At 39.9% G+C, this 17,359-nt stretch carries 18 protein-coding genes; 2 read left to right on the top strand and 16 right to left on the bottom strand.

Translation table 11 applies throughout. The features are described from left to right. Positions 1-294: 294 nt before the first annotated feature. Positions 295-1,095 carry a TIGR00266 family protein gene (locus GJS40_RS00450; RefSeq protein ID WP_270895287.1) on the top strand — a complete coding sequence of 267 codons (801 nt, stop codon included), beginning with the start codon at positions 295-297 and terminating at the stop codon, positions 1,093-1,095. A 274-nt stretch (positions 1,096-1,369) separates the two neighbouring features. On the opposite strand, the gene GJS40_RS00445 is transcribed toward GJS40_RS00450, so the two are convergent. Beyond that, positions 1,370-2,887: an acetyl-CoA hydrolase/transferase family protein gene (locus GJS40_RS00445; protein WP_270895286.1), complete on the bottom strand. Its 1,518-nt coding sequence runs from the start codon at positions 2,885-2,887 to the stop codon at positions 1,370-1,372. Between the two features lie 121 nt (positions 2,888-3,008). Then, entirely contained in the window at positions 3,009-3,665 is a 657-nt protein-coding gene (locus GJS40_RS00440) for a LytTR family DNA-binding domain-containing protein (protein WP_270895285.1), read from the bottom strand. A gap of 431 nt (positions 3,666-4,096) precedes the next feature. On the opposite strand from GJS40_RS00440, the gene GJS40_RS00435 reads away from it, so the two are divergent. Next, positions 4,097-4,399: a hypothetical protein gene (locus GJS40_RS00435; protein WP_270895284.1), complete on the top strand. Its 303-nt coding sequence runs from the start codon at positions 4,097-4,099 to the stop codon at positions 4,397-4,399. 75 nt (positions 4,400-4,474) lie between these two features. Here GJS40_RS00435 and GJS40_RS00430 read toward each other — a convergent pair whose 3' ends face one another. The 14 genes from GJS40_RS00430 to GJS40_RS00365 all read right to left on the bottom strand — a co-directional run bounded on the left by GJS40_RS00430 (position 4,475) and on the right by GJS40_RS00365 (position 17,237). Continuing rightward, entirely contained in the window at positions 4,475-5,332 is an 858-nt protein-coding gene (locus GJS40_RS00430) for a fructosamine kinase family protein (RefSeq protein WP_270895283.1), read from the bottom strand. Continuing rightward, positions 5,329-5,799 carry a low molecular weight protein-tyrosine-phosphatase gene (locus GJS40_RS00425; protein ID WP_270895282.1) on the bottom strand — a complete coding sequence of 157 codons (471 nt, stop codon included), beginning with the start codon at positions 5,797-5,799 and terminating at the stop codon, positions 5,329-5,331. Before GJS40_RS00425 ends, GJS40_RS00430 begins: the two co-directional genes overlap by 4 nt. 120 nt (positions 5,800-5,919) lie before the next feature. Next, positions 5,920-7,425 carry a GGDEF domain-containing protein gene (locus GJS40_RS00420; RefSeq protein ID WP_270895281.1) on the bottom strand — a complete coding sequence of 502 codons (1,506 nt, stop codon included), beginning with the start codon at positions 7,423-7,425 and terminating at the stop codon, positions 5,920-5,922. Between the two features lie 181 nt (positions 7,426-7,606). Beyond that, positions 7,607-9,340 carry a methyl-accepting chemotaxis protein gene (locus GJS40_RS00415; RefSeq protein ID WP_270895280.1) on the bottom strand — a complete coding sequence of 578 codons (1,734 nt, stop codon included), beginning with the start codon at positions 9,338-9,340 and terminating at the stop codon, positions 7,607-7,609. Then, positions 9,318-9,728, bottom strand: a complete 411-nt coding sequence (locus tag GJS40_RS00410) for a PilZ domain-containing protein (RefSeq protein WP_270895279.1) — start codon at positions 9,726-9,728, stop codon at positions 9,318-9,320. The genes GJS40_RS00415 and GJS40_RS00410 overlap by 23 nt, the downstream gene beginning before the upstream one ends. Next, the gene (locus GJS40_RS00405; RefSeq protein ID WP_270895278.1) at positions 9,725-11,782 is read right to left on the bottom strand and encodes a sensor domain-containing protein; all 2,058 of its coding nucleotides are present in this window, start codon (positions 11,780-11,782) and stop codon (positions 9,725-9,727) included. Before GJS40_RS00405 ends, GJS40_RS00410 begins: the two co-directional genes overlap by 4 nt. A gap of 291 nt (positions 11,783-12,073) precedes the next feature. Further along, complete coding sequence (locus GJS40_RS00400; protein WP_270895277.1) at positions 12,074-12,301, bottom strand: sulfurtransferase TusA family protein; 228 nt, start codon at positions 12,299-12,301, stop codon at positions 12,074-12,076. A gap of 21 nt (positions 12,302-12,322) precedes the next feature. Continuing rightward, positions 12,323-13,456, bottom strand: a complete 1,134-nt coding sequence (locus GJS40_RS00395; RefSeq protein WP_270895276.1) for an MBL fold metallo-hydrolase — start codon at positions 13,454-13,456, stop codon at positions 12,323-12,325. Between the two features lie 24 nt (positions 13,457-13,480). Further along, the gene (locus GJS40_RS00390) at positions 13,481-13,705 is read right to left on the bottom strand and encodes a glutaredoxin family protein (protein WP_270895275.1); all 225 of its coding nucleotides are present in this window, start codon (positions 13,703-13,705) and stop codon (positions 13,481-13,483) included. A 19-nt stretch (positions 13,706-13,724) separates the two neighbouring features. Further along, positions 13,725-14,294, bottom strand: a complete 570-nt coding sequence (locus tag GJS40_RS00385; protein WP_270895274.1) for a sulfurtransferase TusA family protein — start codon at positions 14,292-14,294, stop codon at positions 13,725-13,727. A gap of 12 nt (positions 14,295-14,306) precedes the next feature. Continuing rightward, complete coding sequence (locus GJS40_RS00380; protein WP_270895273.1) at positions 14,307-14,786, bottom strand: DsrE/DsrF/DrsH-like family protein; 480 nt, start codon at positions 14,784-14,786, stop codon at positions 14,307-14,309. Positions 14,787-14,916: 130 nt separating this feature from the next. After that, positions 14,917-15,177: a metal-sensitive transcriptional regulator gene (locus tag GJS40_RS00375; protein WP_270895271.1), complete on the bottom strand. Its 261-nt coding sequence runs from the start codon at positions 15,175-15,177 to the stop codon at positions 14,917-14,919. Positions 15,178-15,222: 45 nt separating this feature from the next. Next, positions 15,223-15,606, bottom strand: a complete 384-nt coding sequence (locus GJS40_RS00370) for a DUF302 domain-containing protein (protein ID WP_270895269.1) — start codon at positions 15,604-15,606, stop codon at positions 15,223-15,225. A gap of 5 nt (positions 15,607-15,611) precedes the next feature. Beyond that, positions 15,612-17,237, bottom strand: a complete 1,626-nt coding sequence (locus GJS40_RS00365) for a SulP family inorganic anion transporter (protein ID WP_270895267.1) — start codon at positions 17,235-17,237, stop codon at positions 15,612-15,614. Positions 17,238-17,359: the final 122 nt, after the last annotated feature.

The following is a 17,359-nucleotide window of genomic DNA, read 5'->3' as shown; positions in this document are numbered from 1 at the left end:
ATGTGATAATTGACGTTATAAACACAAGTTCTAGCATGAGTGATTTTAGATTTTTTATTCATACATATAGTATATATTTAAAGATACATATTATCAATATTAACAACTATTATCATAGTTACATATGGTATGGGGTAACTCAAAGAAGGCAACGATTCATCTCCTCATTGAAATGAGGAGGATTCTCGTCGCTTTGTCCTAAAAAAATGACATGTTGCTTCCATTTTATCATTTCTCTCCGAACGTATTGTGGTATGATTTTGGTGTATAAGGTACACTGAGGAGGCAAACAGGATGAATAACCACGAAATTGATTATCACTTGCACGGAGATGACATGCAGTTTGTTGAAATTGAACTAGATCCAATGGAAACAGTGATTGCAGAAGCAGGATCTCTTATGATGATGGAAGATCACATTCGCATGGAAACGATTTTTGGCGATGGCTCAAAGAACTCTAACTTAAGTGGTTTTGTCGGAAAGTTAATTGGAGCAGGAAAACGCGTCATCACTGGAGAAAGTCTTTTTATGACGGCTTTTACTAATGAAGGAACGGGAAAAAAACACGTGTCTTTTGCTTCTCCTTATCCGGGAAAAATTGTCCCGTTAGATTTAAGTGAACTTGGCGGTAAAATTATTTGTCAAAAAGACTCCTTTCTCGCCGCTGCAAAAGGTGTTTCGATCGGAGTGGAATTTCAACGGAAACTTGGAGCTGGATTTTTTGGTGGAGAAGGCTTTATTATGCAAAAAATCGAAGGAGATGGGATGGCTTTTGTCCATGCCGGTGGTACGATTCATCAAAAAGAGCTGGAAGTTGGAGAAACCCTTCGCGTCGATACCGGCTGTCTCGTCGCTATGACTGGACAAGTAGACTATAACATTGAATTCGTTGGCGGAATTAAAACGGCGCTGTTTGGTGGAGAAGGAGTCTTTTTCGCCACCTTACGCGGTCCTGGAACGGTTTGGATCCAATCCCTTCCATTCAGTCGTCTTGCAAGCCGTGTCTTTGCAGCCTTACCGGAAAAAGGTGGCTCCAAAGGAGAAGGAAGTGTCGCGAGCGGCTTGTTTGATATTTTTGGAGGAGACAGAAATTAGTGATGATGAAGTCCCCAAATTTTTCGGGGGTCGGAATTTTTCTCCTGTTATATCTCGTGATTTTGACGGGGTTCTATCTTTATTTCAAACGCGTCGCTCGTACCTTAAATGAAGAGTTAAAAAATTTATGATTTACTGCGTCGCACCAATGTTTGCAATGTTCTAGCTACGCTTGAAACCGAGATATTGGGAAATCTATGGTTCTCCCTCATTTTCCTCAAGACGTTAACATACACAAAAGCTGTGACTCGTCATCGGGTCACAGCTTACGTTTTTAACTGTATTGGAATGTTTGTTGCAACATGGTACCATATTTTTCATAGTGTATGTGCCATGAAAATGCTTTTTCTAAAATATGTGGAGTTTGTCCTCCGCGTGTATGTAACGCTTCGTTGTAATAGTCAAGCAATTGCTCGCGGTACATTGGATGGGCGCAGTGATGAATAATGAGTGGTGCTCTTTCTGTTGGAGCAAGACCACGTAAGTCGGCATATCCTTGTTCTGTCACAATGACATCGACATCATGTTCCGTATGATCTATGTGAGAAACGAATGGAACGATACTGGAAATGTCTCCACCTTTTGCAATGGACTTCGTCACAAAGATGGACAATTTTGCATTTCTCGCAAAGTCACCAGATCCACCAATGCCATTCATCATATTTGTTCCTGAAACATGCGTTGAGTTTACGTTTCCGTAAATATCTACTTCAAGGGAAGTGTTGATCGCAATGAGTCCTAACCGACGGATGATTTCTGGATGGTTTGACAATTCTTGCGGACGTAATACTACACGGTCTTTATATTGATCGATAGATGAAAATACCGCTTTCATTTTCTCTTCGGATAGTGTGATGGAGCAACCTGACGCAAAGCGAACTTTTCCAGCGTCAATAAGATCAAATACTGCATCTTGCAACACTTCCGAATAAACTTCTAAATCGGTAAACTCAGAATCGAGCAGTCCGTGTAACACCGCATTCGCAACGGAACCAATGCCTGATTGCAGCGGCGCTAGATGATCCGGCAAACGCCCTGCTTCTTTTTCTTTTCGTAAAAAAGAAATTAAATGTTTTGCCATCATCGCTGTTTCTTCATCCGGTGGGACAATTGTCGACGGGCTATCCGGTTGATTTGTCAACACGATTCCTTTCATTTTATCCGGATGTACTTTTATTCCTACTGAACCGATACGGTCAGCGACTTTCGTTAACGGAATAGGCTCTCTTTCTCCTTGTTCCGCTAGCTCATAAACATCGTGCATCCCTTCAAAAGCTTCCGGTTGGGCAATGTTGATTTCAACAATGACTGCTTTTGCTTTTTCTACAAAGATAGAAGAGTTTCCAACAGATGTCGATGGAATAATCGTTCCATCTTCTGTAATCGAAACCGCTTCCACAATCGCATAATCAATCGGATTCATGACATCATTTCTAATTAATTCAGCTGTATGAGATAAATGCTGATCTACAAACAAAAGATCGTTGTCGTTTATTTTTCGACGCATCGTTCGATCCGCTTGAAACGGTAAACGCTTTCGAACGATTCCTGCTTCCGCCATTAATTTATCTATATCCGAACCGAGTGAAGCACCCGTATATACATCCACTTGGAAAGATTCCGCTTTCGCTCGTTCTACTAATGCCATTGGTACCGCTTTCGCGTCCCCGGCACGAGTAAAACCGCTTAGTCCAAGAGTCATTCCATCTTGAATCCACGAAGCCGCCTCTTCTTTCGAAACGATGCGACGTGATAGATCCGTATGACGTATACGACTCAAATGTTGTTTCACGATGATTCCCTCCACCTTATTTTTTCACTATTTTATCAAGATTTGACCGTCTTATCTTCCGTTTTCGCACGAGACAGCGAAACAAAGGATGAAACATGATATCGGTGGATAAACAAGAAAATTAAAAACCTAACACATCACGGAAATGTTTTGCATGGGATTGACTAACCGGAACTTTTGTGTTATCGGACATGATGAGAAGAAAAGTGGAATGGGAATCAGGTTGAATTTCTTTGATGAAGTTTATGTTGACAATGTATGAACGATGGGTGCGGATAAAAGCGTCTTCCGGCAAGAAAAATTCTAATTCATTTAACGTGCTTGTATGATACCCTGTCTCTCCATCAACTGGATGGACCCATGTTCTTCGATTTTGCGCTTCAATGTAAATGATATTTTTGTTTGGAACCGGACGCCAACGATCTTCTAATCGGATCGTTAAAAATTGAGATAGCAACCGCCCTTGGCCAACAGGAAAAATGGCAGTGACGCAACCTGCCAGTTCACCGTCATCCAAGACCGGAGAAGAGATCCCAAAATACGGAACGCCAAAAACTTGTTTATGAATATACTCGGACGCTTTTCTTTGTTTTGCTAATGCCTTATATGTTACCGTTTCTTTTTTTACAATATCCCCGGGCTTAATCTTCAAATCTATTTTTTTCCCCGGTTTGTAATAAATATATTGTTTCTCATCGGAAACTGCAATGGACGTATCTTTCGGAAACAAGTCTTTAAACGTTTCAATCACTGATACAACAGATAATTGACCACTCACAAAGTTCCACTCCTTCAAATGTATTGCTATGTAAATATAACAGCGAAAACGTTTCCAAGTCGACATTTTTGCTTAACAGGACATGATTCATTCCTGCAATGGATAACGCCCTTATAAAGCAATGACCGCAAACCTATGAATACAAAAAAGAGGATCGGACAAAACTTCAGTCATCGCCAAAAACTTGGTGAGTCTCTCTTTTTGTGTGCAAAGAACAATTAAAAATGAAAATGATGATAAAAGTGTCGTATGAACTGGTGATGCGACACTTTTTCGTGCAATCTGAACAGGAGTGGTTGTAAGAGGGGTGAAATCGGAAATATTTAGGTGATTCGAAGCGTTTTTATGTTTCATGCGACGAATGACGCATTAAAAACATGCGACGCTTCATTTTGTCAAACACCGGTTAAAGGGTTGTATGAAAGCTGAAAATGGAAGAAATGATGATAAAAACAGGTCGCAACACGTTTCATACGACCTTTTATTACGAGAACGATGCAATGAATGGTCGTATAAAAGATTCATACGACGAAATATCACACAAAATTCCTACTGAATGGTCCCATGACGGAGAAGTTGCTATGGGGGCTTGCGTTGCATTCGGCCATCTGCTGACGATCTGCGTACATCATGCTAATGACGTAGAATCACTGAAGGCTCTTTTATACTTCTTGTGTATACGCTTCTGGCGGGAAACTGATAGAAATAGTAACCCAACCAAAGAAGAAAAGTAAAAACCTACAAAAATGGTTCCAAACAAATTCTAGTGCTTGAAACCATTCTTTTTTGGCTAGTTATGGCCCAGCCTCTCATTTACTTCCAACATAATAATCGAGCACGCGGTCCACCGAGGGACCGTACGTTTCTCCAAATAAATTTAAATGAACGAGTAAGTAGTAGAGTTGGTACAGCGGTTTTCGTTCTTCAAACTCTGGCGGCAATGGACTGATTTCTTCATACGCATCATAAAAGGTTTGCGAGAAACCGCCGAACAGTTCCGTAAAAGCTAACTCCATTTCTCGTTCTCCATAAAAAACAGCCGGGTCAATGAAATAAGGAATACCTGCATCTCCGGTGATCCAGTTTCCACCCCATAAATCACCGTGAAGAAGAGAAGGGACAGAATGTGCCGGTAAAAAGCGGTGGAGAGAATCGAGTAGTCGCTCTAATTTTTCTCTTCTCACCTTTGGTAATACATCACGTTTTAATGCGAGTTCCATTTGAAAGCCTAACCGATGTTTTTTGTAAAAAGTAAGCCAATTTTCTTCTTCGTTGTTCGGTTGCGGGAGTTTTCCAATATAGTTATCAACGTCCAATCCAAAAGTATCCCTTGTGCATTGATGAAGTTCGGCAAGCCCCCGACCGAGTAATGTTTCTGTCTCTTTTTTTCGCGCACCTGACACCCATTCCATCGCTATGTATGATTCTTTATGGGCGTATACTGTTGGAACAGATATGGCACCACTTCGTTTGAGGCGCATCAGTCCATCTCGTTCTTTTTCGAAAAAATCTTCGGGCACATTTGGATTGTATTTAATAAAATAGATGTTCTCTTTTGTTTGGACGCGGTAAGCTTGGCTAACACTTCCACCGGAAACAGATTGAACATCTAGGAGCGTCGTATCGTCTCCTACGTTCTTGATTATTTGCTGAAGAGTTGCTTTCATACATTTTCCTTCTCCCGAATGTGAGTTAAGAGACGTTCACAACCTTCATTAATAAGATGATACACTTCCTCAAAATTACCGGTAAAATACGGATCCGGAACATCTCCCCCGCGTTTTTCAGGCACATAATCAAGAAATTTCGCGATTGTGCCAGTTTGACGCCCTTGTGCAAGCTCTTTTATTACATCCATATTATTTGAATCCATGCCAATAATATAGTCGAAGGTTTCCGTGTCTGTTTCTTGCAGTTGTCTTGCGATCACGTCTGAGAAATCAATCTGATGTTCCGTTAATATTTTTTGCGTGCCTTCATGAGGAGGTTTTCCGACGTGCCAGCTCCCCGTACCGGCAGAATCAACCCGAATCTTATCTTCCAATCCTTGTTCTTTTACTTTATGGCGAAAAATTGCTTCCGCCATTGGTGAACGACATATATTCCCTAAACATACAAATAATACAGATACCATACAACAGCCTCCGAAAATATTCTTCATCATAAGTACGTACAGAAACAAATCCATGACTGTACGTGTTCCTTCTTCCGCCATCTATTGTAACACTTGTTACGAAAAAAATATATGTGAAACCTAGTGGGATGGAGCCATTCCGCTTTCTCCCATGTCTGATCGATAGAAACTGTAGCAGTTTTTCCCTTTTTCTTTCGAATCGTATAAGGCGATATCGGCTTTTTTATACAATCCTTCTACGTCTGTTCCATGCTCAGGGGCAAAAGCAATTCCGATACTTGCGGTAACCCCGGCTTTTTTCAAATGAGGACAGTTGTTAATACACGTGTGAATCGTGTCAATAATTCGACTTGCTGTTGCTTCCGCTTCACTTTTTGTCGCGGGAGTTAATACTACTGCAAACTCATCCCCACCTAATCGGAACACTTTATCTTCCTTGCGAATAGATTGGCGTAATTCCTTTGCGACACTTTTTAAGAGCATATCTCCTTTATCATGTCCGTAACGATCATTTACTTGTTTAAAATTATCTAAGTCAATCATAAGCAAAGCTGTCTTATTCTTTTTATCTCGCAAAAGAGGCGGTAAAGTTTCTTCAAAAGCAGCTCTATTTTTTAACCCTGTTAAACTATCATGAAATGCTAAATACATTGGACGGGATACTCTTTTCGATATAATTGCAGCCAATAGGACGGTGACAACTAATACAATCACAAGCTGAATGAAGAATGTTTTCGTGTAATCTTTGTACACGGCCTCCATCGCTTGATTGTTATAATTAATTTCAATCACTCTATGTTTAGTTACTTCTGAATCAAAAGAAGATGAGTAACGAATATAACGATACGTTGCCGGCTCTCCATTCCATTTCCCTGTCAATTCCGTTTTTTGCCCTGTTTGTAACGTTTTCTTGAAGGCAGCTCTTCTTTCTGATGATATCGTACCTACATCCCGAGGCTCTCCAAGAGAAAATCCCGCTATGTTAAAAATGTTGATATCATTAATGCAATCTGTACTAGCAAGAATATCCTCTATTTCCGCTAAAAAATTAAATTCTTTAAATATTTTCCCGTGCTCTAAGTTCACTCCGAGCTCAATTAAATATTTGCCATCGGGAGTTGCCATATAACTATATTTTTTAATTTGCCCTGTTGATTGCTCAATGTCTATTCCATCGTGATAAAAGTCACCAGATTTCCTGCGATTCTCTAATATTGGGACGAGCTTCGTACAACAGTCGTAAAAGTTTAAGCCGATATCATCGGTAAAACTGCTATGAGTAACGACTAAATCTTCGTTAATAAAATATACATCCATGCCGAATTCCTCTTTAATGGCAGCAAAATCCCAACTATCTAAATCAGGGTTTTCTTCATACCACTTTATCAATTGTTCTGTATTCGCTTTCATATCATTCGCAGTTTCATCGTCAAAAAGATGATACGCTTTATCGATGGTCATCATCGAACGTTTGATTTTCTCTTCGATTTCTGCAATTTGGTTTTGTTGATATTGTAATGTTTCATGTTGGAGGTGAAGATGGTTCACGGTCGCAATACCGAATGAAATAACTGTTGCAAAGACAATCATTGTCACAAATAAAAGTAGCCTAAAATTCCTATTCATCTTCACCACTCCTTTCTCTTCAACAATAAACAGTCTATTATACTTAATTCTTATCTACTATAATTATACAATAAAAAATAGGAAAAAACCGGAATATAAGATTTTATTCACAAAAACTTGTATAAGTTTTCCATAAAAAAGAGGATTCCGTCATACCCGTTCGGATTCCTCTTTTACTGCGCTACAGTTCTTTTTCTAATTTCGTTAATAGCTGTACGACTTCTTGGGAGGCTTCTTCCAACTTCTTGGCTGCCCGTTCCGCTCCCGCAATGTCGTTTTTTCCATAACACTCCACCGCAGCTTTTGCATATTCGTGTACTTGTTTATGCGGTGTTTCCATTCGCTGAAATGATTCCTTATTCGTAATGAAGGATGGCAAATCACTATAATACCATTTACCTAAGCGACAAGCATGATGGGAAGTCAGACGTTCTGTTGGAATATCTTCCAGCCCGAGCATCATGTTGTATACTTTCCATTTCCAAAGCAAGTGATCTGTTTTTGAGACGCGAACGATATCTTTTGCACGCATGCGGACATTAATATCGAAGAAAGTATTCCGATATTGTTCCATGCCCTTACTTAAATCAAGCAAGTTTTTAGCTGTTAATTTAGCAATTTCTTGAGACTCGAGACTTTGTTCATAAATGTTGTTGTTTCGTTCTGTAATATCTTGGATGGTGGATGTTTGTTCTTCACTCATCGCCGCAATTTGTGAGATTTCTTGATTAATATTTTGCATCGTGGAAACAATGTTCACTAACGCGTCTCCTGCATATTCTGCGCCGGTCACACTCTTTTCAACGAGTTCACCCGTATCATGAATCTGATCGGTCACTTCTCCAGAGACACTTAACAATGTTTCCATGTTGGTCGTAATTCGCTGAATCTGTTCTTTCGTATGTTCGGAAAGTTTACGTACTTCAGACGCAACCACCGCAAATCCTTTTCCTTGTTCTCCTGCCCTGGCTGCTTCAATACTCGCGTTCAAAGCAAGCAAATTTGTTTGATCTGCAATCTCCATAATAATGTGAATAATTTCTTGAGTGTTTTCGATTTCTTTGTCTAATTGATTTACTTTATCCGTTACTTCTTGATACACCCGTCCTACCCGTTGAATATCGTTTAATGTATCATCAATGACGTCTTTACTACGTTCCGCCGATTGTACCGCTTCATCCGTGCCTTCCGCTACTCGAACCGCGTGAGCTGCCACTTCTTGAATGGAAGCGCTCATTTCCTGTGTGGCAGCCGTTACACTATGGGTCTCTTCGATATTTTGGTCCGTTTTCATTAATAGTTGTTTCGCTGAATCGATTTGTGTCATATCGTCCAACATATTAGAAATTCCAAACAAAAAGCCTTTAAACGTCTCTTCCATATACACTTCTACAATTAATTGTTGATCAAAAGCAGCAAACTTTTGTAGCGCGATAGTGTAATCCATTAATCGTTGGGGCTTATGACGAAGGTTTTCCATTAAAATGGATGTCATCATTTGAAGAAGTAAATGATGTGCCGCAATAAAATGCTCGGCAGTTAGATGAATGCGACTATGTACTTGTCCAACGACAACGCGGGAATGGATATATTCCTCATCGACTTTCGCTTCCAACAATTGTTCGATATATTGATTCATCTTTTGACTCAAACGTTCTACCGTGGAGTGCTCTTGAATCAAGTGATCTAAATGGGCTATAGAAGTAATATGTTTATAAAATGCATCGACCATTTCTTCTTTATAAGGGGCTAAAATTGATTTTGCTTCCCTTACTTGCGCAAGCACTTCTTCATTCACTCCACAAAACGTTAATCGTTCTCTCACCCGTTCGTTCACTTGCGTAATATCTGTCTCTCCGATATACTCTATTTTCTCTTTCCACGTGGACTGTTTATTTTTTGTAAAGATCCCCATCCGTTAACCTCCTGTTGTTTAATTTAATTGCATCGTGACGGACATATCGCTTTAACTCTTCTAACAGTTCTTCTACATCATACGTATCCGCATCTAACTTCACACCGTACGTATACCCTTGAAAGGTGCTTTTCTCCCATACAATATGCCCTTCTAACCGCATTTCTTTTTCATAAATACGAACACGCATCTTTATCGCTTGCTCTGTATTAGGCAACTTCCATTTCGTCATGATTTTGGCACCTTCTAAGCTCATATCAATGACATGAAGTGTCGCTTCTTTCAAAGGTTTTCCCTTAGGTAAAATGATCGAGGCTTGAATTGGTTCTTTAAAAGTGAGACGAAAACCTTCATTTCTTCGATAAGTTTGACTCCCCCATCTACTCATCGATATTCCTCCATATATCTTTGAAAATCTTTGCTGGATAAAGGCATGCTGAAAAAGTACCCTTGTCCTTCTTGACAGCCAATCACTGTAAGAACATCCAGCTGTTCTTTTGTTTCGATTCCTTCTGCAATGACGTTTAAGTTAAGAGCTTTTGTAATGGATAGGATAGCTTCTACAATCGTGCGACTTTCACGATTATCAGCGATATCACGAACGAAAGATCGATCAATCTTTAAAGCGTCAATCGGTAAATATTTAATATAACTAAATGAACTATAGCCCGTACCAAAGTCATCAATCGAAATCGTCACTCCCAATTGTCGCAATGACTCTAACACGCTCTCGACATTTTCTACCAATGCAAAAACACTTTCCGTCACTTCTAACTCCAACCATTGTGGAGCAAGTCCCGTCTCTTGTAATATGCTTTCAACTTTCTCTACTAAATTCTCATGTAATTGCGGCGGGGACAAGTTTACTGATATTTTAAGCGGTGGGTAGCCGGCTTTTTGCCACGCTTTATTTTGACGACAACTTTCTTTTAATACCCATTCGCCGAGCAAATGAATCAGGCCTGTCTCTTCCGCCACAAAAATAAATTTATTTGGCGCAATTTTTCCTAGCTCTGTATGGTCCCAACGTACCAATGCTTCCATTCCTATCAACTTTCCACTCGCTAAATGGATCTTCGGTTGATACTCTAAATAAAATTGTTCGTTTTCTATCGCTTTCTTTAATTCATTTTCAATAAGAATTCGTTCAAGGGATCTTTTTTCCATATCCGGGTGAAAAAACAAATATCCTCTTCTTCCTTGTTCTTTCGCCGTATGCATCGCCATATTCGCATGTCGTAACAATTCATCCGGAGTGCGACCGTTGTCCGGAAATAGAGAAATACCAATGCTGCATGACAAATGATAAGCATATCTTTCTACTTCGATAGCATCTTGCAACCGGTGATTCATTTGTTTCGCCAGTTTTTCCATTTCCTGTTTTCCACTGATATTAGGTACTAATATCGCAAATTCATCCCCGCCAATTCTAGCAACGGTGTCGCTCCCTCTAATCGTTTGCCTGATTCGGTTCGCGACTTCAAGCAAAATCATATCCCCTACTTCATGACCAGAGGAGTCATTAATATATTTTAGCCGATCGATATCTAAATGAATAATTCCTAGTCTGGAACGATTATTTTTCGCCTGTTTTACTGCGCGTTGCAATTCTTTCATAAAATAACGTCGGTTTGGCAAATGGGTTAACGAATCGTGATATGTCAGGCGATACATCTTTTGCTGGTCTTTCTTCCTGCTCGATATATTGCGCATAACGAAAACAACGCTTGCGATATTGGTTTCTTTATTAATGATAGGACTTAACCGAGCCTCCGCTTCCATGTAAGTCCCGTTTTTTCTACGAATTCGTAACTCAATTAAAGACGCCGCTGTTCTTCCTTCATCAAATGCGCGCTGTATGCTTGCCAACACTCTTTTTTGATCTTCCTCGTGGATGAAAGATATTAAATTGCTAGATTCTAACTTTTCCAAATCATATCCTAAATAAATTTGATGAGATGGTGATACGTACATGAAATTACCTTCTCGATCAATCGTGGAAACGAGGTCAGTTGAATTTTCTGTAATTAACCGATATTTTTCTTCCCGGCGCTTTAATTCTTCTTCCATTTCTTTTCGTTTTGTAATCTCATAGCGAATAGAAATGTACTGATATGGCTTTCCTTCGTCATTTAAAAAAGGCACAATGGTCGTATCTACCCAATAATAAGAGCCGTCTTTTGCTTTATTTTTAATCTCTCCTCTCCAAACCTTTCCGCTTGCGATTGTTTTCCACATCTCTTTAAAAAAATCTTTCGAATGATATCCTGAATTAATAATGCGATGATTTTCTCCGATAAGCTCATCTCTGGTGTATTGAGAGATTTCACAAAACTTGTCATTTACTTCCATGATGGTACCGAATGGATCCGTAAACGCAACAATTGCCGACTGATCCAGCGCATATTTAATGTCTTGTAATCGCTTTGATATATCAACCATATTTGTCCCTCGCTTGACCATTGTCGTTCATTTTTACTACTTTTAAACTACCTTTTTTTAACACAAACTGCAATCTTTGAACCAATTATCATAAAAAAACCGACCTTAAAGAGAAGGTCGGTTGCACTACTACGCTCCTAGCTATCTATCAGTGCCCACACAAAAGATAGCTCCTCCTTGCGTTCCTATTCCTATTAATATTTTCTACCATTATTATAGTCGCAATCACCCTTATCTTTCATGAGTCTTCTTTACTAAATGAAGCTTTTTTATCTTCATATAGCGATTATTTTATGCCTTTTTAATCCAAAATTTAAACACTTCATTTTCTTCCGTGGAGGCTAACATTTCATGTCCTGCCGATTTTGCCCAAGCGGCAATGTCTGCTTTCGACCCTTTATCGGTGGCGTGAATTTCTAACACTTGACCTGATTCAATATCATTGATTGCTTTCTTTGCTCTTACAATCGGCATCGGGCAAGCTAATCCTTTCGCATCAACAACGTGATCTGATTTCATCTCCAACATCTCTCCTTTTCATCATTCATCCGTATGGTGTACTGCACAACGGTTCGGTCCAATTTCTAGCTCTACCATTTGTTCGAGATCGACCGATTGATGACCGCGGTTAATGGCAACGATTTCTTCAAAGTTCGGTGGTTTCACTGAGCTTGCTGATTTCTCCACTTGGTCAAGAAAATCTTCTTTTGTTGTGTGAAACATTTTTTCATTTTCTTTCCGAATGTTTCCAAGCAAGTCACCGACGTACCCGTGGACGCTTTTTTCTTCATCTAAATCACCATAGTGTCCCGGTAGAACGACGACGTCATCTGCTATTTCGGAAACTTTTGAATAAACGGTATCATATAAATCTTTCGCCCATTCTCTCACTTTGTTTCCAAGGTCCGGACGTCCCAATCCGCTCACAAAAATTGTATCGCCGGAGAAAAGTAGCTTTTGATTGACGAAGAAAGAAACGCTTCCAGGTGTATGTCCTGGCGTTTTCACTGCCAACACTTCGAGAGAGACGTTTTTGAATTCAATTTTTTGATAATCTTCTAGCGGTAAGAAGTCATAGATGGCTCCTTCGCTTTTCATTAAATAATAGCTTGCTCCTGTTTTTTCCGCTAGCATTTTTCCGCCAGAGATATGGTCCGCATGAAGGTGAGAGTCTACGATGTGCGTAATGGTTGCATTTTCTTCTTTTGCTGCCGCTTCATACTTCTCGATAAATCGCGATGGGTCGACAATAAGTGCTTCACCGTCCGAAACGACCATGTAGGAAAGACAGCCTTTTCCTACGCGAATAAATTGGTACACTTTCATATTTTCATCTTCGTGCACTTTTACTTTTTCCAAATGTTCGCTCCAAGATTTCATGCCACCTTGCAAATAATAAGCAGTATATCCTTCTTCATCAAGCATTTCGGCAACCATTTTGGAAGAGCCTTCCTTCGCGCAGACAACAAGCACTTCTTCGTTTTCAGGAAGTTGTTCTTTTATGTCATTAATCCCATCGAGTAATTCAAAGTAAGGGACATTTAAGTGAGTAATGTTTTTCCCTTCGATCTTCCAGTCTTCAAAAGCGTCATTGTTTCGCACGTCTAAAATAAACATGCGCTCTTCGTTCATCACCTTTTTCGCCACTTGTTCCGCTGTCCAAAGTTTTACCATGACAATCATCCTCCCTTTCATTACTTATTTCAAAGCTGCCATTATTCCGTTTGGATCAAAACCGAGAATCCATGTCCCGTTAACATTCGTTTGAGGAACTCCCATTTGCCCCGTCTTTTGAACAAGCTGTTGCATCTTTTCCATATCTTCTACGTTCACTTCTTTATATGGAATATTGTTTTGACTTAAAAAGCTTTTTACCATATCACAATACGGGCAAGTAGTTGTCGTATAAACAGTCACATTCATGTTATTTTCCTCCCTTAAATTAATAATTTTTCTCTATTTCTCCGTCCCAGCTGCTCATGCCAGGAACAACGTTTGTTACTTTTTGAAATCCAGCGTTTTGAAGTGTTCGACAAGCAAGGTCACTGCGGTTTCCCGTGCGACAAACGACGTAAATATCGTCCTCTTTCTTCAGCTCTGCGATTCGTGCTTCTAATTCTCCAAAAGGAATAGAAATTGCACTTGGAATGTGGCCGAAAGCATACTCTGCTTTTTCGCGGACATCAATAATTGTCATCTCTTCCTTTGCTGCTAACTTTTCTTTCAACGTTTCGTTATCAATCACTGTTTCGTACTTAATTTCTTCTTTTGTTTCCTCTCTGCTTGCTTTGCGCAAGTAATGCTTTAAAACGCCATCTTCTTCTATCGTGCCGATGTATTGATGGCCACTATTTTCAGCCCATGCTTTTATATCTGCTTTAGAACCTTTATCGGTAGCTAACACTTCTAATACTTCTCCTGGATTTAATTCGGCAATTTTCTTTTTCGTTTTCACGATGGGCATTGGGCATTGGAGACCTTTTGCATCTAGCACATGATCTGTCTTTAGCATATCCTTTCCTCCCTAGATAAATAGATTTACTTGACCTTCTTCTGCTTCCGTTAAATAAGTAGCAACCCCTGCGTACTGTAGTCCGTCGATTAATTCTTCTTTTTGTAAGCCGAGAAGGTCCATCGTCATCGTACAAGCGACGAGGTTCACTTCTTGTTCTTTCGCCATCTCAATTAACTCCGGCAATGGGGTTGCATTATGCTTTTTAATGACTTTTTTAATGAGTTTCGGTCCAATGCCAGCGAAGTTCATTTTGGACAACCCCATTTTGTCCGCCCCGCGCGGCATCATTCTTCCAAACATACTTTCTAAAAATCCTTTTTTTACAGGAACTTGGTTCTCTTTGCGAAAAGCGTTCAGTCCCCAAAAAGTGGCGAATACTGTGACGTCGTGATCATATGCCGCCGCTCCGTTTGCGATAATAAATGCCGCCATCGCTTTATCGTAATCACCGCTAAATAAAATGATGTTCGTTTTCTTTTTTTCTGCCAAATCAAAACCTCCTTTCTTATTAATTACTTATACATGTATAGGTATAAAGATGACGAAAAATAATGATGATTTTATACCTGTATAGGTATATTATTCGACTTCGTTTAGATTGTCAACCTTTTCATACCTATTATCTGCTTTTCACTAATAAATTGACTGCTTCCTCAATTAACTCGTCTGTCCCGCCGTTCCCTTTGACTTGATTACGGATGCAGTACTCTAAATTAGCACTGACAACGAGACCAATCACCCGGTCAAGGGCGTTGCGAGCAGCGGACATTTGAGTAACAATCTCACTGCATTCTTTTTCTTCTTCCATCATCCGTAACACGGACCGTACTTGCCCTTCAATGCGCTTTAATCTATTTTTTAACGCAGCGTCGTATTCCATTCTATTCACTCCTTCTTGTTATATACCTATACATGTATATTTTTTTTAAACGCTTTGATCAATGACGTCTCTTAATTGCTTTTCAATATCACGGGCAATATTTGCAAGTGTTTCATTTTCCAGATGCTCAAACAATAAGGTGAGTTTCACCATTCCGACATGAACCTTTCCTCCGTCTTCGTAAACGACGATTTTACATGGGAGAAAGTAGCCTGCAAGCTTGCTTTCAGCTAAGATTTGACTCGCTTCTCCTGGATTACATACTTCTAATACCGTATACGGTTCTTTGAAGTCAAAACCTTTCTTTTGCAATGTTTCTTGAATGCTAAATTCCCAAAGCACACCAAACTTTTGTTTTTGCAACTGTTCTTTTACACGAGCAATCGTCTCTTCCATGGAAAAACGACTTTCTTTCGTATAATGATACATCTTTCTTACTCCTTTTCATTATTTTTTGTAGTGATATGTTGTAATGCATTATTTACCGTTTGAAACTTCAATTCATTTTGGTATTTTGTCTCCCAGCCTGCTTTTTGACACAATTTTTTTACCGAATCTTTCATCCCCACAAAGAAAACTTCCACATGATCACAAGTTTTTAGAAGTTGTTCTAACGATTGAACGGCAATCGCATCGACGGAATTTACACTGGAAAAATCAACGACGAGCCATTTTGCTTCTCTTTTTTTATCAAGCAATTGACAAATTTTTTCTTCAACATGGCCGATATTGGCGAAATAAAGGGAAGAATCAATTCGAAACACCGCCACTTTTGACCGTTTTGGCACATCAACTTCCACAATGGCTGGGTAGGCGCTTTTTCCTAAAAAGACAACGATAGAAAATGCTGCTCCGATGAGAATACCTTGTTCAATGCCAAGGGTGAGGGTGGCAATAAATGTAACGAGCCACGTGAATCCATCTAACCAGCGAACCGAAAATAACGTTTTTGCTTCTTTTAAATCAATCAGCCCATAAACAGCGGTCATAATAATCGCTGCTAGCGTAGCTTGTGGAAGATAGTAAAACCAATCGGTAAAAAATAAGAGAGTAATGAATATAAAAAAGGCTGTCATCACTGCTGCAAGAGGGGTTCTCGCTCCCGCTTGATAGTTCACAGCGGACCGTGAAAACCCACCGGTTACAGGGAAGCCGGAGAAAAATGATCCTCCTACATTTGCAAGTCCCAGTCCAACTAACTCTCTATTTGGGTCAATTTTGTAATTTTCCTTCGCTGCAATGACTTTTCCCATCGCAATGGATTCCATAAACCCGATAAAAGAAATCGTCAGCGCTGTTGGTAGTAGTGCAACGAGTGCCTCTTTTGTGACCGTTGGAACACTAAAAGAAGGAAAACCGCTCGGCACTTCTCCAACAATTTGTACTCCTTTCTCTTCCAATCCGAAGAAATAGACGGCGAAAGCACTAACGACAACAACGGCTAACGGACCAGGAATTTTCGGGGCTATTTTTTTCAACGTGAGAAGTAAAATAATTCCGCCTACCCCGATGACAAAAGCAACTAAGTTCATTTCTGAAAGGCGCCTTCCCGCTTCCCAAAGCATAAGAAAGACGTTGTCACTTTCTATATGAAATCCGAGCAAATGCTTCAGTTGACTAAATCCGATAATAATGGCCGCAGCGGATGTGAAGCCACTAATTACCGCTTGGGAGAGAAAATTGACTAAAAAACCTAGCCGTAAAATCCCCATCGCAAATTGAATGATTCCAATCATGAGCATAAGGAGTAGTACGAGGGAGATATATTCTTCCGTTCCCGGCTCACTGATTGTCGATACGCCAGCAAACACGAGAAGGGAAACCATTGCTACTGGACCTACGGCAAGATGCCTGGAAGTTCCAAACAGCGCGTAAATAATGAGCGGAATGACCGAAGCATATAATCCCATGACCGGCGGCAGTCCTGCTAACATCGCATAAGCCATTCCTTGGGGGACGAGCATAATTGCTACAATGATTCCTGCTGTCATATCCCCTTTCAAATCTTTTTTATGATACGTAGCTAACCATTCTGTCGCAGGAATGAGTTTTTTTATCATCCTCCCCCTCCTCCATGTTCTAATTAATATGCATATACCCATACATGTATATTAATGAATCTATTCTTTCTTGTCAACACCATATCTTGCGTCGCGTCCGTCATGAGTCCCTTCCACGATGA

It is taken from the genome of Aliibacillus thermotolerans (genome assembly GCF_027853235.1).
Lineage (GTDB): Bacteria > Bacillota > Bacilli > Bacillales > Marinococcaceae > Aliibacillus > Aliibacillus thermotolerans.
This window is presented reverse-complemented; position numbering and strand designations above follow the sequence as displayed.

Excerpts from the sequence above, each read along its gene's own strand:
- GJS40_RS00395 (WP_270895276.1), bottom strand. The coding sequence starts at position 13,456 with ATGGTAAAACTTTGGACAGCGGAACAAGTGGCGAAAAAGGTGATGAAC.
- GJS40_RS00415 (WP_270895280.1), bottom strand. The coding sequence starts at position 9,340 with ATGGGGATCTTTACAAAAAATAAACAGTCCACGTGGAAAGAGAAAATA.
- GJS40_RS00385 (WP_270895274.1), bottom strand. The coding sequence starts at position 14,294 with ATGCTAAAGACAGATCATGTGCTAGATGCAAAAGGTCTCCAATGCCCA.
- GJS40_RS00390 (WP_270895275.1), bottom strand. The coding sequence starts at position 13,705 with ATGAATGTGACTGTTTATACGACAACTACTTGCCCGTATTGTGATATG.
- GJS40_RS00365 (WP_270895267.1), bottom strand. The coding sequence starts at position 17,237 with ATGATAAAAAAACTCATTCCTGCGACAGAATGGTTAGCTACGTATCAT.
- GJS40_RS00425 (WP_270895282.1), bottom strand. The coding sequence starts at position 5,799 with ATGGTATCTGTATTATTTGTATGTTTAGGGAATATATGTCGTTCACCA.
- GJS40_RS00375 (WP_270895271.1), bottom strand. The coding sequence starts at position 15,177 with ATGGAATACGACGCTGCGTTAAAAAATAGATTAAAGCGCATTGAAGGG.
- GJS40_RS00400 (WP_270895277.1), bottom strand. The coding sequence starts at position 12,301 with ATGAAATCAGATCACGTTGTTGATGCGAAAGGATTAGCTTGCCCGATG.
- GJS40_RS00435 (WP_270895284.1), top strand. The coding sequence starts at position 4,097 with ATGGAAGAAATGATGATAAAAACAGGTCGCAACACGTTTCATACGACC.
- GJS40_RS00370 (WP_270895269.1), bottom strand. The coding sequence starts at position 15,606 with ATGTATCATTATACGAAAGAAAGTCGTTTTTCCATGGAAGAGACGATT.
- GJS40_RS00405 (WP_270895278.1), bottom strand. The coding sequence starts at position 11,782 with ATGGTTGATATATCAAAGCGATTACAAGACATTAAATATGCGCTGGAT.
- GJS40_RS00420 (WP_270895281.1), bottom strand. The coding sequence starts at position 7,425 with ATGAATAGGAATTTTAGGCTACTTTTATTTGTGACAATGATTGTCTTT.
- GJS40_RS00410 (WP_270895279.1), bottom strand. The coding sequence starts at position 9,728 with ATGAGTAGATGGGGGAGTCAAACTTATCGAAGAAATGAAGGTTTTCGT.
- GJS40_RS00430 (WP_270895283.1), bottom strand. The coding sequence starts at position 5,332 with ATGAAAGCAACTCTTCAGCAAATAATCAAGAACGTAGGAGACGATACG.
- GJS40_RS00450 (WP_270895287.1), top strand. The coding sequence starts at position 295 with ATGAATAACCACGAAATTGATTATCACTTGCACGGAGATGACATGCAG.